Origin of the sequence: Thermogemmatispora tikiterensis (genome assembly GCF_003268475.1) — a bacterium.
In the GTDB taxonomy this organism is placed as follows: domain Bacteria; phylum Chloroflexota; class Ktedonobacteria; order Ktedonobacterales; family Ktedonobacteraceae; genus Thermogemmatispora; species Thermogemmatispora tikiterensis.
In genome coordinates this window covers 388,015-403,451 of record NZ_MCIF01000002.1, presented here as the reverse complement: position 1 = coordinate 403,451, position 15,437 = coordinate 388,015, and the positions used below count along the sequence as shown (strand labels likewise).

Sequence of the window (15,437 nt, the reverse complement as noted above, 5' to 3'; positions counted from 1 at the left end):
TGGGGGACTTGCTCGCACGGAGTCCTCGGGCAGAGAAACAGTCAGCTCAACCGTATACTTCACCGCTTTCGCCTCCTTGACATATGCCGCTCCATAACGTTGCGTCAGAGTCAAGGGTGCTCGGCAAGGGAAGAGCTGGTTTGATCAGAGGGAAAGCCGAGCGGCCAGCCTTTTGCGCCACTGAGAGCGAGCGAGTTCTTTCTTTCTGAATGAGAGGCCCGGGCGACGCTCCTGTACGAGGGAATCGGCTGCGTGCTGGCTTCCTGTTCTTAGAGGCTCTGTTATGCCGCAGGAGCCTATCGCTGGTCAGCCCGTCAGCCAGCAGGCCGACAGGCAGGTTTCCCAGGCTCGGATGGTTATGCCTGGTTTTATGGATACTATTCGATAAAACCATATTTTACATTTTTACCTGATATACTTGTCGCTTCGAGGATCTCGGCTCCCGACTTCTCACGCAGCGATCCTCGAAAGGCTTCCCAGGCCGCCGGAGGGCCAAAGTGGCTGGCATGATTACCGCCTAAAAACGGTCACTAGTGACCGTTTTTTTGGGATCATCGAATCTGCTTGACGGAGGCCGCTCCAGATGCTATCTTAGAAGGGGTACCGTCTGAATCAGCGATCCTGCCCGTCTGGGATTGAAACGATACTCTCGCCGTGATCGAGAAACAGGGAGAGCGCGTCTGAATCAGCGATCCTGCCCGTCTGGGATTGAAACGCTTGCTGGCGGTGAGCGCCGGACAGTCCGGCCACAGTCTGAATCAGCGATCCTGCCCGTCTGGGATTGAAACTCCATAATAGGCGAGGTCGCCTTCATCCGCAGGAGTCGAACGTCTGAATCAGCGATCCTGCCCGTCTGGGATTGAAACGGCAGCATTTTTAGAAGTAGGCATTTTGGGAGTGGTACGTCTGAATCAGCGATCCTGCCCGTCTGGGATTGAAACCTTCAGCAGTCTCCTCAGCAACTTCAGCAGCAGCAGCGTCTGAATCAGCGATCCTGCCCGTCTGGGATTGAAACTCAGCATTGCTCGCCAACACCAAGAGGGCCAGATGTTCGTCTGAATCAGCGATCCTGCCCGTCTGGGATTGAAACCCGATAGATCTGCCTCATCTCGTTCTCGGTCATGCGTCTGAATCAGCGATCCTGCCCGTCTGGGATTGAAACTCACGAATGCAGCCAGCGCCCGAGTCGGGTGCCAGCGTCTGAATCAGCGATCCTGCCCGTCTGGGATTGAAACCTGTAATTGTGCGATTTTTGCAAGTGTCTGCGGAGGTCTGAATCAGCGATCCTGCCCGTCTGGGATTGAAACTAGCTTATTTGTGCTGTTGTCGTTTTTTGTGGCAGGTCTGAATCAGCGATCCTGCCCGTCTGGGATTGAAACCTCGGGCTCACTTCCTACCACGTCCGAGAGCAGCATTGTCTGAATCAGCGATCCTGCCCCTTTGGGATTGAAAGAGGAAGGCGATGTCCTCGGATGATCGACACATTTGTGCGTCTGAAGCAGCTATCCTGCCCCTTTGGGATTGAAACAAGCGGTAGCTGCATCACAAGCATAGCCCCCAGCCAGACCTACGAGTCCCCTCGTCGTCGCAGCGCGCCACGATACCAACGCCGACACGCGCCTTCCCAAGGCGGATGAAGCACCGGCGTTCGTCGATCACCCCGACGTTGCCCGGCGCTTTCGTCTACCTTCTCACCCCATCCAGTGCCGCGATTTCTGGCTGCTCCGCTAATGCAACGCGCTGAGCCAAGCGAGAAGCAGCAGGAAGACCTCCCCGATCACGATCGACCCCACTCCCCGACGAGAAAGCCCCGCCGAAAGTCTCTGGGAGAGGCCTCCACTTCTCACCGCCAGTCTCTGCGCCAGGATCTGCACGAAGCCCTGACTCATCTGAAGACGGCGGTGAGGAAGGCTGGTTCCGGTAGATAGGCAGCTGTGAACGAAGCAACAATGTCACCGTGAAACGGTTCATAGCTGCCTGCGGCTGCAGATGCTAAATGAAGCAGTGAGAGTGCCCCAAAGCATACGCTTCCGAGCGTCTCAACGAGGATCTGAGGCCCATTGCGGAGGTGAAACCATGAGCTTCATCGCACGGAGTACAGCCAGGACAATAAGCTGGCTAGTGGTTTTCTTCTGTCTCATCCTGACGGGTTGTAGTGCATCTATCAGCATTTCTGGAGGCGGCGGCTCCGGCCTCCAGCAACTGACAGCAACGCCTACGAGGCCGGCACAACATCCACCGACTTCTACTCCCGCGCCCCGGAAAAGCGTGCCCATGCCAGTCACTCAGACCTCCTGCCCCGGCATCTCGCCCACCAACCCCTTCGGTACGCGCCCGGCAGTCATGCGCCCGCTGGCTCTGGGAAGCCATCAGAACCTTGTCTACATCTATAACGAAGGCCAGTCGCAAACCTCCACCGCCCACGGCCACCTGGTGCGCTACGACGTTGCCACCGGTCAACGAGTAACCATTATCACCAGCGGCTTGCACATTAGCGAGGCCCAGGTCTCCGCCGATGGGCAATGGATTATGTTTCTCAGCCTGCCAGATCCACAGCGCGACCCCAACCATGTAGCGCTGCTCCAGATGGTACGCATGGATGGACAGGGCCTCCAAACCCTCTATTGCTTCCCTAAGCTGCCCTATACCCCGAAAGGCGGGGCCTTCAGCGCCTTCGAAGGACGGGGCATCATCAGCTATACTGGCTATCCCCCGGTTCGCTTTACCTGGTCTCCCGACGAGCGCCATGTTCTCCTGTCTACCGATTTGCAAGGTACTACCAGCCTGGTGACGCTTCTGGATATCAGAACCGGAAACTTACGACAGCTCTTGCTATACACACAATCTTGCTCGATTGCTATCCCTTTGAGTTGGCTCAACAGCAGCCAGGCCTACATCGTTACAGAAAGCCGTGCCACCTGCGGCTCGCCGCCGCTACCAATGAACCTCTACCTTATCGATGTCAACAAAAGCCCTAATCCAGCCAATCCTGTGTGGAATGATGTAATAGAAGAAAATGTTCGCTATACAGACGTAGCAGTAGATACCAGTCCTGACGGCTCGCGTCTCTTTGTCTCTACATGCGAGCAAACAGGGCCAGCAATCTCCACCATCGTGAGCGAGCCAGCAGCGGGGGGTTCTCAGACGACCATCTACCGTCAGCTGGCTTCGGCACAGAATCCCGAAAGCTGCGTAGAGAGCATACGGGCCGTCACGACGAGGACGTTACTGATGCTCATGCGTAACGGGAGCCCGTACCTCCAGTGTGGCGCACCATACCAGGCCACCTTTCAGCTAGCTATGCTCAGCAGCGATGGTCGTGGTCGGCCTCGCGTACTGGCGAACCTGGAACAGGGGAGCAGCTATAGCCTGGACCAGGCGGTGCCTGCGCTCTGGTCCCTCATCTCCCGTGATGGTCACCTCTATGCCATGACAGGAGCTAAACCGCTAGCCTGCGGCAATGCCCTGATCGAGGAAACGACGGTCTTCTACGGGAGTCTAAGCGGTGGGGAACCTGTAGCCGTAGCGACGGCCAGCAACGGCACGGTTGATGTTGTTGGCTGGACGGCGCTCTGATCTGAGAGGAGGGTGCAACCGGTGCCGGCTGCCGGTCTGGAGAAGTCTGAGGGAGTCCCGGCACTTGAAGGGCTTTCAGGAGCCAGATCGTGCCAGCCTGCCGCGGCGCCGCCTGTACCCGATCGAGATCTGACGCCTTCAGCTTGATCCCTCGACTGAGAGGCCGGCTTTGGCTGACTGGCTGATCAGTAAGCCTGGCTGGCATGTTGCTCCCGGTCCTCAAACGCTTGAGGGCCGGGAGCAGCCTCTCTAAGAGCGCGCAGTCTCGTGTGCACTCAGGCCGACCAGGCTCTCGGCGATGGGGTCCTGTACTGTCAGGCGGCGCCAGCCAGCGGGATGAGTGGTTCCCGCCCGACTGGCGCCGCCAGCATCAGCGGATGTGGCCGATGAGCGCTTCTAGTGCCCTCCTCAGCCCGTACGATCGCCTCAGTTAGTTACCAGGACCGCTCGTTCCGAGCAGTGGCGAGGGCCACGTTCTGGCAGGAGACGATCATCCCAGCCGGCTCGGGACAGGCGAATTCCCGCGCGCCTTGACCAGGGGCCGACGGTCATCGTGTCCCGTCGCGCGAGTATGCAAGGAACTCTCTGGCTTGCTTCGAGTTCGCCGCAAGACCCTTGACCGCCTTCCTCCGGCAGCTATATAATTCTTCGCAGAGATTATCTCGTTTCAAAAATGGGCCTGGTATGGTGGCTTGTGGAGATCCCCAGTAGGCAGATCAAGCTCGGGCAGAGAGTCCGCCGCTATCACACCAGGCCAAAGCCCAGGAGGATCGTGACCATCTATGGAACCGGCGAGTAGATGCTCGGAACCACCGCCACGGCGAGGGACCTTCCTACGCATGGAATGGGTGAGTGCTGACGGGAACAGGGGGTGGAAGCCTGACTGAAGCAGGACACCTGCTCGTAGACTCCTCCCTCGGAACCCTTCCCTCAGTGTTGCTCCTCACCTCATCCCTCTTTTCTCGCGTGAGCGCTGACTCGGATCTTAACTTTCTTATCCTTCTACGAAGTGTTGCAGGCTCATCAGGATCGAGTTCTGCTACTTGCAGCCGGCCTCTGTCTGCCTGGCAACAATCGGTCGCTTGACCCTCGCTCAAGAGGCACCCGGCCCGGCAGTACAACGTTATAGCTGCTGCCAATGCGCTATACCTGACCTGAGCGTGGGGAAGCTCTCCTGTGCTCACGCGCAGTGAGCGGCCATCTTGGAAGCCAGTAGTCGGTACCTGCTGGAAAGGGAAGCTATGCCTTCGCTCAGGCATGCATGCTTGCTTTTGTGATGGTCTGCTCACGCCAGCTATGCACCCTGGCCGTCCAGTGATGGGCATGATCGTCCTGGCCTATCTCACCAGGCACAGGAGAGGCATCATGACTCGCAAGCTTCACGTCCTCCCGCAGCAGCGAGGAAGCCGGCGCGGCCTATCCGGGTCAGCCATTTATCACTGGCTCTGGCTACGGGATCTGATTCTAGGAGGGAGCTTTCTCTTTCTGTTGTGCGCCTGGCTTGTGCTGGCCGCCTCACGTTGGGCCGCTCCCCTGACACCGGTGGTTGCCATCTCGCTCTCACCGCTGGCGCTGCCACTCTATGCCGGTTACTCCCTGCTGCGGATGCTCCTGGCTTATGGGCTGGCGCTGCTCTTCACCTTGCTCTATGGCCACGTGGCTGCAACCAACCGCCAGGCCGAGCACGTTATGATTCCATTGCTTGATCTGCTTCAAAGTATCCCCATCCTCTCCTTTCTCCCAGCAGTGGTGCTGGCTCTGGTGGCAGCGTTTCCGCAAAGCAATATCGGGCTGGAATTGGCCAGTATCCTGCTGATCTTTACCAGCCAGGCCTGGAATATGACCTTTAGCTTCTACCATTCTGTGCTGACACTCCCCCGCGATCTGGTCGATGTCTGTCGTTTGCTAAGGTTACGACCCTGGCAGCGGTTCTTGAAGCTGGAGCTTGCTGCTTCCATCATCGGTCTGGTCTGGAACAGCATGATGAGCTGGGCCGGTGGGTGGTTCTTCCTGATGGCCTCGGAGCAATTTTCGCTGGGGGATCGCTCCTTCCAACTGCCCGGCCTCGGCTCCTACCTGCAGCTCGCTGCCGACCGAGGTGATCCCAGGGCACTTACCCTTGGGCTGCTCACCTTGATCGGTCTGATTGTCTTACTCGATGTCTGCCTGTGGCGTCCACTGGTGGCCTGGGCTGAGCGCTTTAAGCTGGAAGAGCAGGCCGAGACGATTCCGCCGCACTCGCTGGTGCTCGATCTCCTTCGAGGCTCGCCAACCGCGCGCTGGCTGTGGAAGCATCTGGGCCAGCCGCTCGGGGAGGGGCTGGCCTGGTTGCTCAACCGCCTGCAGCCATTGCCGGGAGACAGGTTCACACACCCGTCCACGGTAGAGCAGGCCCGTCAAGATCGGCTTCTCCACTGGGCGCTGCGCAGCGCGGGCATGCTATTCCTGGGCTTGCTCGTATTGCTGGTGCTCTGGATCAGCTGGCAAGGAGGGTTATTGCTGATGCAGGTGCCACCTGTGACTTGGGGGCGCCTGGTGCTGGCTGCCGGAGCGACCTGGCTCCGCACATTGATCGCCCTGGCGATCGGCACTCTGTGGACAGTTCCCATCGGCGTGGCGATTGGTCTTTCACCTCGCTGGTCACGCCGCCTGCAGCCGCTGGTCCAGATTGCCGCCTCGATCCCGGCCACAGCGCTCTTCCCGGCGCTGCTGGCTCTTCTGGTCGCTCTGCCAGGCAGCCTCTCGCTGGCGGCGATCCTGCTCATGCTGTTAGGAACCCAGTGGTATGTCCTCTTCAATGTCATTGCCGGGGCGATGGCCATCCCTCGCGACCTGCTGGAGGCTGCGGCCCTCTTTGGGGTGACTGGCTGGCGCCGTTGGCGCACCGTGATCCTGCCCGCCATCTTCCCGTACCTGGTCACCGGGCTGATTACGGCCAGTGGCGGCGCCTGGAACGCCAGCATCGTCTCCGAGCTGGTGCAGTTTCATGGCCAAACTCTGCACACCTTTGGGCTGGGTGCCGAAATCGCCGCAGCGGCTGGGACCGGCAATTATCCCGTGCTGTTGGCAGGTACGCTGCTCATGGCTGCCCTGGTTGTCCTGTTCAATCGACTTGTCTGGCGGCGGCTCTACCAGCTGGCCGAACGGCGCTATCGCCTGGCCTAGCTCGATCTGCCGTGGAAGGCCAGGCAGGCTGCGATGAAAGGCCCCCTATTCCTTAGCAGGAGATAAACAGACAACAGGAGGAAGACAATGGCTCAGAGACAGACGACTGAGGCGAACGGCGAGGTGATCCTGGAGGCCCAGCAGATTACTCATCTGTACCAGGGACGCGGAGAACAGAGACGGGGAGGACACCCTCCGGTCGTGCTGGAAGCGGTCTCGCTGCAGATCCGCGCTGGTGAGCTGGTAGCCCTGCTGGGGCCCTCCGGCTCAGGGAAGTCGACGTTGTTGCGTATTCTCGCGGGATTGATCCGCCCCACTCAGGGAGAGGTGCGCGTTCATGGTCAGCCGCTGCGAGGCCCCTACCCCCCCGTGCGCTCTGGTCTTCCAGAGCTTTGCCCTCTTTCCCTGGCTGACCGTGCTCCAGAACGTCGAGCTGGGCCTGGAGGCGCTGGGACTGCCACGTCTGCAGCGCCTGAAGCGCGCCCTGGCTATCATCGATATGATCGGACTGGATGGTTTCGAGGAAGCCTATCCCAAAGAGCTGTCTGGCGGCATGCGCCAGCGCGTGGGCTTCGCGCGTGCGCTGGCGGTTGAGCCGGAGCTGCTCCTGCTGGATGAGCCTTTCAGCGCGCTCGACGTGCTCACCGCGGCCAATCTGCGTCGCGAACTGCTGCAGCTCTGGTACCAGGCGAAGATTCCCACCCGCGCCATGCTGCTGGTCACCCACAATATCGATGAGGCTGTGAGTATGGCCGACCGCTTGCTGATCCTGGGAGCCGACCCCGGGCATATTCGCGCGGAGGTCCAGGGGCTGCCTCGCGGGCAGCGGGAGCCACATAGCCCTGCCTACACTCATCTGGTCGACCTGCTCTATCGACTCATGACGAGTCCAGAGGAGGATGGTGCAGCCTTGCTGGCGGCTGAGGAGGCAGCCCTTGTGCAGCGGGGGCAATCGCGTCCAACGCGCCCCTATCAAACGTTGCCCCATGTCGCCCCGGCAGATATGATCGGCTTGCTGGAATTGGTCCAGGCCCGAGGAGGGCGGGCCGATCTGGCAGAGTTGGGTCGGGAGCTGCAGCTGGAACTGGATGAGCTGCTTCCATTAGTGGATGCAGCAGATCTGCTCCAGCTGGCATGCCCGGAGGAGGGAGATCTGGTGCTGACAGCAGTGGGGCACCTGCTCGCTGAGGCAGATGTGCAGGAGGAAAAGCGGCTCTTCCGCCAGCAGGCTCTGGCGCGGATCGCCCTGCTACGCCGCATTGCCGAGGATCTGGCCGCCGCACCGGGCCATCGAGTAGACGAGGAGCGCTATCTCGAACGCCTGCGCGAGCATTTCAGTGAGGGGGAAGCGGAGGCACAATTGCAGACGATCATTGACTGGGGCCGCTACGCAGAGATCTTTACCTACCAGGAAGAGACAGGGGTTTTTGCACTGGAAACGAACGAGGAGGCGGAGGAGCAGCCCACCGAGGCCGCCGGCGACACACGGCGGAGAAACATTCGATGATTTCCTACCTTCTCTTCCTTTCCGTGCTCAGGACTGCTGCATAGCGAAGGCCCACAAAAGGCAGAGCGGGCTCTCACATCGCCTTTTTCCTTTGGCAGTCCTTCCTGAAGTGGAGATCGCCCCAGCGCGGACGCGGCGGCGATGCGTTGACAAGGAGAAGGGCATCGATGTCGTGGTCTATCAGGTGATCCAGCCAGGCCAGGATACGGAAACGCCTTCCCCTGTTCAGGCAACGGTTCTATGGCACAATTACAGGATAAATACAAACCGGCACGGTAGCCCAGAGCGGCCATCCCTCTCCCTGGTTTCCGTCAGGGAGGGGTCTTTTGGCCACCACCCTGATAAAATCCGTAGGAGCGCTCTGCAGTTACTGTGCAGACAGCATTTTGAGGAAGTTAACAGCCACTTGAGGCTGGGGCGCGCCACTTCGCGCCCGCTGGGGGCACAAGCCAGGCGAAGAAAAGGCCTGGCGAGGGTTAGGCACTTGCGGAATCCGCTGGAGGTGATACAATGATCTTGTTGTAAGATCGTTTGCTCCCACATCACAGAATAATGCAAATTTATCAACCTTAACAGGTGCCACTTGTGGCACTCGAAACCTTACTTATGCAGCTTGTTGGCGCATGTTTCCTTGACGAAAGGAGATCTGAAAGGCCTTGACCGGGCTATAAAAGAGTCCGAGGAACCGTCATATAGCTTTGATCTAAGATCCAGCAGCATTCTGCTATACCTGCTTGAAAAGTGCACATTTTGTTGCACTGGAGATGAGAGGCACATATGCCTGAAGAATCCTCGATGTCTGAGCCTTTCTCGCAAGACCCCCCTGTGAATCAGGCAACCTCAGCCAGGAGCACGGCAGTAGAGTCAGGACCTCTCATACCAGTTCCGCGGAAACTGCTCATGTGGCTGACCTATGGGACAGCTGGCACCGTGCTCTTCCCTGTTATCTACCTGATCGAGGGTGCCACCCGCCCCGACTATAATGCCCTACAGCAGGCCATTAGCGCGCTCAGCCTGGGTCCAGATGGCTGGATACAGCAGGTCAATTTCGCTCTCTGTGGTGTAAGCGTCCTCTGGTTGGCTTTTGTCTGGCGCCAGGTCCTCAGAGATGGCGTCTGTGCGACTCTTTATCCTATCATCCGTGGTATCGAAGGAGTGGGATTAGTGGCTATTGCCATCTTCTCGCAAGATCCAGGCTATGGCTATCCTCCTGGGGCGCCAGCCGGGGCGGGACCCTCGACCCTCGGGGGCACGCTTCACCTGAGCTTCACGATCCTGGTTGTACAGGCCATGTGCCTGGGCTTACTGGTCATTGCCTGGCGCTTCTGGAAAACTCCACACTTGCGCGGTTGGGCAGCATTTTCGCTGGCGTGCGGTCTTCTGCCGATGGTATTTATGCCTTTTTTCGTTCTCGCCCAGAACAATCCCCACAGTGCGTTTGCTGGATACGCTGGCCTCTTCGAGCGCTTGGCGACCAACGCTGACACCATCTGGGGAACTGTCTTGCTCATTCCTTTCTGGGCCGGAAAGAGGTTGATGCGGCCTTAAAGGAGAGATGGTTTAGAAGAGTGGGCAGATCTATTATTTCCTTACCTGCAAGGCCGGGATGCCCAACGCTGTCAGTAGAGAGGAGAGGCCCGCAGGAAATTTCATTTTAAGCAACCAGGACGTCGTTGCGAGCGCTGTGGGGACTATCACCATGACCTCTCCTGGTATCGCCAGATCCTGCGGAATAGGCTCATCCATTGACTCTGGGATGTAGAAAGCTCCTCATGAAAGTATGGACAACAGAGAGTCAATTTGTTATCCTCTACACAGGGAAACTCTCCAAACAGATCGAGCACCAGGGTATCTCTGGCGCCGGACTCAGCAAGAGGAGAAAGCGGTTTGCCTCGGCCAGGTGCTTTGCCTTGGGTGTGGTGTGATTCTGGCAAAGAGCCGCTCTGCTCACGTGCCGTGTGGAGATCACACGAGGGCAGAAACCGGCCTCGACGGATTGCCAGGCTCCAGGAGAGATAGGCCAGGAGGCATGCTGAACCGTTACATAGACGGTATCCGATCTGAGCAGCTATCGTCGGACAACCAGAACGAAGAGCCAGGAAGCCAGTCAAAGCCAGCCTACGCTGACATGGGGGTGTCAGTGTATCTACAGGGAAAACCAGGCTATTGATCCTGGTAGAAGAGGGCGGACTTTGGCAGAACCTGCAGCTGGCAGAGCAGAGAGGCCAGCACGTAGTCTATTGCTGGTAGCAGCAATCACGGCAAAGGTGAGTGTGTTCTGACAAAAGCCGACCTGAACTGTACCTCATACACACGAGAGCTGGCGCGATGTGACCCAGGGATACTTCCCTGTCCCTGGCAGCGGGTTTGCCCGTTCTGAGAGCACAAGCTGACCCAGCCCTCTCCAGTCGTGCGGGGAGGGTAAGGGGGGCTGTCTTGCCTGGGAGACGCACCAGGCAAGAACAGCTGGCTTCTCTTGGGCTTCTGCCCAAGGACCAGGCATCAGGTGTTCATCCAGCTCTACTAAGCTTGGGTTGACTTCTTTGAAGCAATGAAAGCGAAAGCCTGGCACGAGCGCCCTGAGCAACTCAAGAGCACTCCGGGACGCGCCCCTAAATCTTTGCTACACGGGGCACGATCAGGCAAATCGTGCCCATCTCTCACAATGATCGCCGCCTCCCAGGCAAGTCTGCTCTGTTCCCCCGGACTACATCCATCCTGTATTGATCAAATCTGCAGTGAGCGAGCGCTCCTTCTATTCCCAAGGCTCCCCCTCAGACTTTCAGGCCAGGGGATAAGATCCGGACAGGAGCCGTTTGATCCTGGTCCACTCGCCACTGCCGATTGGGATGGTGGGGTGCTTCCCCGCCTGGCCGCCGCCAGACCGGGAAGCACCCCGCGTCTGGCTGACGACCCGTCCTTCAGGTGCCCCCAACTGTTGTTCCGACAAACAACATCCTCACCCTTACAAGCGCCCTGCCTCTCCCAGCCACCCCTCCCCTACCAGTTTCATCACCATGGGACGCAGCGCTTCTGCCATTGGGAGCAAAAATATGGTCTAAGCCGGAGTGCAAGATGACAGGTAGCAGGAATGGAACCACTGACGGGAGCAAGTACCAAGTTTCGTGCTTTCTGGGCCTCAGCCTCACTATTGCTATCCTCAGCGGACAGGGCTAGACAGGACATGTTTTTGCGCCAGGCTTCGCCGCTCTAGCCCTTGCAGACACAGAAGAAGGAGGAAAACTATGCAGGAGAGAGACCTCCAGAAAAAGATATCTGCGCCTATGCTGCCCGCTAGAATTCTCCATCGCCAGCGTTTAGTGACTTACCTGGAAGAAGCCGTAGGGCGGGTACAGAAGAGAGATGGCACCCAAGCTCACTATCAACTGGTGTCGCTGTGGGCACCCGCCGGTTATGGAAAGACAACTCTCCTGGCTGATTTTGCCCGCTCCACCTCGTTACCCTGCTGCTGGTATTTCCTGGAGCAAGAAGATAGCAATTGCTCCATTTTTATTTACACTCTGCTAAAGAGCCTGCAGAGTCTTTTTCCCTCTCTGAGTGAGCTGGAACCCCTCTTGACGAATCTGCTGTGCGAGCAGGTGACTGCGCCGGCTAAGATCTACCAGCCAGCCCTTGACGCTCTCAGTCAGGCCCTGACAGAGGTAGCCAGACAGGATTTTGCTATTTTCCTGTGTAACTATGGAGCAGCCAATGCCCATGCCTCCCTCACACAGCTCCTTCACTACCTGCTCAAGAGATTACCATCTTCAGCCACGCTCGTGATAGAGAGCCGTACTGCCCTGGACCCCTCGTTTGCGCCGCTCTTTGCCCAGCGGCAGATCTGCGCCGTAAACAAAGCGCTGCTGCGCTTCACCGCCCGGGAGATCGTCGAGCTGGCCCGCTTGCAGGGCCTGAGCAGACTATCTGAAGAGGAAGCTGAACAGCTCGCACGCGACTTTGACGGCTGGATTACTGGCATACTCCTGGCAACTCGTTTGGGAGAGCAGGCTGCCCCTGACCCCGGCGAGATCGGCATACCTGAGCAGACGAAGCCATTGTATCAGCAGAGAATCATTGCTGAACAGAGGCGTGCTCATCTCACTTCATATCTGATAAATGATGTTTTATCTCACGAGCCAGAAATAAAAAGCTTTATGCAATTAGCATGTATATTCCAAGAAATGCACCCAGAGATATGTGATGCTCTCCTGGAAACGGACAAAGCCAGGGAATGGCTGACCTCTATGGAGCAGCAGGGGTTATTCGTCACCTCGCATCTGGATCACGGCCAGCGCTTCTATACCTGTCTCCCTGTAGTTCGTAGCCTTTTCCAGGAGCAGTTCAGACAAAGTGATCCAGAGCGCTTCTATGCCCTCCACTGGCGTGCTGCCCGGCTATGGCAGGACAGAAAGAATTACGAGCAAGCCATGTATCACGCTCTGGAAGCGCACGCCTATGAGCTGGCAGGAGAGATTCTGTTCACCTATGCCAGATTGCAGCTCCAGCAAGGACAGATTGATGGCATCATACGCTGGCTCAACGCGCTTCCCGCCAGCCTGTTGGAACAGCATCCCCAGCTGCTGACAATACGAGCATATGTCCTGTTAGAGGAGGGCCAGCACCGGGAGGCTCTCCCCCTTCTTGAGAGGGCCATAACGCTTCTATCCGGGGCTGAGCACACACTTGCATCGTCTAAAAAAGTCACTTTTCTGGCTGAAATCCATCTTTTGCGCAGCAAAGCCTTGTTTCAAGAGGGAGAGTACTCTCAAGCTTTGCAGCTCTGTCAGCAGGTACTGCTGCATTTGCCTGAGCACGAAGACGAGTTGCGGGCTGCAGCGGAGATGCGCCTGGGGATCTGTGCCTGCCTCCAGGGAGATGTAGCTACCGGCATCACTTATCTTCAGCAGGCGCTGCGGACCTGGAGTCACCAGCCATCGCTCAACCTGGCCATTGCAGTCCATAGCGCGCTGGCTAACACCTACTATCTCGTCAACAAACTTGATCTGGCCGAGCACCATCTCCTTTGCGCGATCAGCTATGGCGAGCAAGCGCGCAATATACGGGGCATTATCAACAATCGTATTTTGCAGGGACTGATCCTGGGAAGGCGAGGGGCGCTCGCGGAGGCGGAAGCTGTCCTGCAACAGGCCCTGGTCATGGCGCGTGCTACACCAGGCTATCACCGCGGGGAAGCCTATGCGCTTGGGAATCTTGGTTCGCTGGCACTGCTGCAGGGGCACAGCCGGCAGGCACTCGCTTATTGTCAGGAGGCGTTGGTGTTAGCCTGCCAGTATGGCAATCGGAGCTTGTGTAACTCCATCTACTCGACCATGGCCCTGGCCTACCTGTTCCTGGGAGATCAAACCAGCGCGCGGCATTTTGTGGAAGCGATCAGGGTAGGGGAAAGAACTAGCGCACAAGCTGGCTACGAGTGGTCCTGGAGCAGACTGACCGCGGGCCTGGTCTATCTCTATCAGGGCTGCTACGAGCAGGCCTATACCAGTCTGGCAGAAACCCTAGCTCTTCTACGCAAGGCGGACCTGCGGCAAGAACAATTGCTGGCCACGCTGCGTCTGGCCGCCTGCCAGTTAGCACGTCAACACGTCGGCGAAGCCGTAGAGCTGCTAGAGGAGGTGGGAAGGCTGCTTGAGGAGGGTGAGACTGACAAACTACTGGTGTTGGGGGAAATGGAGCGGCTGGCAGAGCTGCGTACGCTGATCGAGCGCGAGCCAGAGCTGGAGCACCTGCGAACATTGCTAGCGCTAGAGAAGGCCCCTGAACAGAATGTCTCAGCCACACAGGGAGGAGTCAGCGGAGGAAGCGTCGAGGAGCCGAGAGCCAGATTAAAGATCCTGGCCTTTGGTGAACCAATGGTGCTGGTTGATGATCAACCTATCAAGAACTGGCGCCGCATGAGTGCTATGGAATTGTTCTTTTTTCTCCTGAATAGTGACCAGCCTCTGAGCAGAGAGCAAGTGATTGCAGCGCTCTGGCCCGAGGATTGCGAGCAAGTCGATAAAGCCTTCCATATGGCCCTCTACTACCTGCGTAAGGCGCTAGGTAAGACATGCGTTGTTTTTAGTATCGATGGCTACAGCCTCAACCTGGCGACCTGCTATGGAGGAAGCATCTGGTATGACGTCAAAGAGTTTCAAGGGAGATGGTCAGAGGCCAGACAGGCCCTGGCGCGAGGAGAGGAGGAAAACGCTCAGCAAGCATTACTCAGAATGCTCGAACTCTACCGGGGTGACTATGGAAGACCGTTCTATAGCGACTGGTGCCGTCAGCGACGGGACGAGCTGCGCACTACCTATCTGGAGGCCCTGGGCCAGCTAGCGCAGATCGCCTGGAATCATCAAGACATGGAGGCATGCATGTATTACTGGCGTAAGGCCTTGGCTGTGGATAACTGCATGGAGGAGGCACACTACGGCATCATGCTCTGCTATATGGCACAGGGCAAGCGCAGTGCCGCGCTACGCCAGTATCAACTCTGCAAAAAGATTCTGCAGCAGGAGTTGTGCGTAGAGCCTGGATCATTGTTACAAGAGCTGTACCGGAGACTCAGCAGCACCGCCGAATCTCCCCAGATGAGACAGATGGCACCAGGCAAATTAAGCGGCTTCTCTGGTTTCCTCCACAGCCAGGCAGGGGATAACACTGACAAGGTATCCATACACAGGACGCCTGCGCAGGCGGAGAGGAAGTTGGAGAGAGAATGGAGAGAGGAGGAGCAGTATGCTTCTAAAAGAGGGAAGGGACAGTGAGAAATAGGGGAGGGCTGCATACCGCAGACTAAGATCCTATGCCTGATAGGAGAAAGAGTATGCTGACGAGCAATGGAGACCCGGTCTGGCCTTAAGTTCTCACGGAGCTTCTGTACCTGCTGCGGCCATAGCTTACTTCTGTACCTGCTGCGGCCATAGCTTATGAGCTGATCCCTGGCAGTGAAGGTCTTCTAGGTCCAAGGAACAATAGCAGGTAAAACACCTGGATCGCTCAGAAAATCTGCCGTGAAAAGATTCTGCTGGTGAGAGGCAGTGTCATACTCCGCGTGAAGATTAGCCTGGTCCAGGGTCATACTCAGCTCGATGGACTGATGTAGCTTCTACGAGCGATGAAGCGTTGTATCACAGATTTTAAGGCCCAAGGAGGTCACTTGAGGAAGGCGATAGAAGCACGGAAGGTG

At 57.7% G+C, this 15,437-nt stretch carries 5 protein-coding genes, 1 pseudogene and 1 CRISPR repeat array; all 6 genes and pseudogenes read left to right on the top strand.

Features of this window, described 5'->3' with window-relative positions:
- Positions 1 to 605 precede the first annotated feature (605 nt).
- Positions 606 to 1,528: a CRISPR direct-repeat array (repeat unit 37 nt; unit sequence GTCTGAATCAGCGATCCTGCCCGTCTGGGATTGAAAC).
- A 746-nt stretch (positions 1,529 to 2,274) separates the two neighbouring features.
- The 6 genes and pseudogenes from A4R35_RS01815 (at position 2,275) to A4R35_RS01795 (ending at position 15,015) form a co-directional block, all read left to right on the top strand.
- Positions 2,275 to 3,576: a TolB-like translocation protein gene (locus A4R35_RS01815; protein ID WP_112425972.1), complete on the top strand. Its 1,302-nt coding sequence runs from the start codon at positions 2,275 to 2,277 to the stop codon at positions 3,574 to 3,576.
- A 1,365-nt stretch (positions 3,577 to 4,941) separates the two neighbouring features.
- Complete coding sequence (locus A4R35_RS01810) at positions 4,942 to 6,741, top strand: ABC transporter permease (protein WP_223258145.1); 1,800 nt, start codon at positions 4,942 to 4,944, stop codon at positions 6,739 to 6,741.
- 87 nt (positions 6,742 to 6,828) lie between these two features.
- Positions 6,829 to 7,038 (top strand): annotated as a pseudogene (locus A4R35_RS25215) (ATP-binding cassette domain-containing protein); the annotation flags it as partial.
- A 40-nt stretch (positions 7,039 to 7,078) separates the two neighbouring features.
- Positions 7,079 to 8,248: an AAA-associated domain-containing protein gene (locus A4R35_RS24930; protein ID WP_148668799.1), complete on the top strand. Its 1,170-nt coding sequence runs from the start codon at positions 7,079 to 7,081 to the stop codon at positions 8,246 to 8,248.
- A 900-nt stretch (positions 8,249 to 9,148) separates the two neighbouring features.
- A complete protein-coding gene (locus A4R35_RS01800; protein WP_189361225.1) occupies positions 9,149 to 9,796 on the top strand; it encodes a DUF998 domain-containing protein in 648 nt (215 codons plus the stop codon).
- 1,736 nt (positions 9,797 to 11,532) lie between these two features.
- Complete coding sequence (locus A4R35_RS01795) at positions 11,533 to 15,015, top strand: BTAD domain-containing putative transcriptional regulator (protein ID WP_189361223.1); 3,483 nt, start codon at positions 11,533 to 11,535, stop codon at positions 15,013 to 15,015.
- Positions 15,016 to 15,437: the final 422 nt, after the last annotated feature.

Bases quoted from the DNA above. Each gene is read 5' to 3' on its own strand.
- A4R35_RS01810 (WP_223258145.1), top strand. From the start codon at position 4,942: ATGACTCGCAAGCTTCACGTCCTCCCGCAGCAGCGAGGAAGCCGGCGC.
- A4R35_RS01815 (WP_112425972.1), top strand. From the start codon at position 2,275: ATGCCAGTCACTCAGACCTCCTGCCCCGGCATCTCGCCCACCAACCCC.
- A4R35_RS24930 (WP_148668799.1), top strand. From the start codon at position 7,079: ATGGTCAGCCGCTGCGAGGCCCCTACCCCCCCGTGCGCTCTGGTCTTC.
- A4R35_RS01800 (WP_189361225.1), top strand. From the start codon at position 9,149: ATGTGGCTGACCTATGGGACAGCTGGCACCGTGCTCTTCCCTGTTATC.
- A4R35_RS01795 (WP_189361223.1), top strand. From the start codon at position 11,533: ATGCTGCCCGCTAGAATTCTCCATCGCCAGCGTTTAGTGACTTACCTG.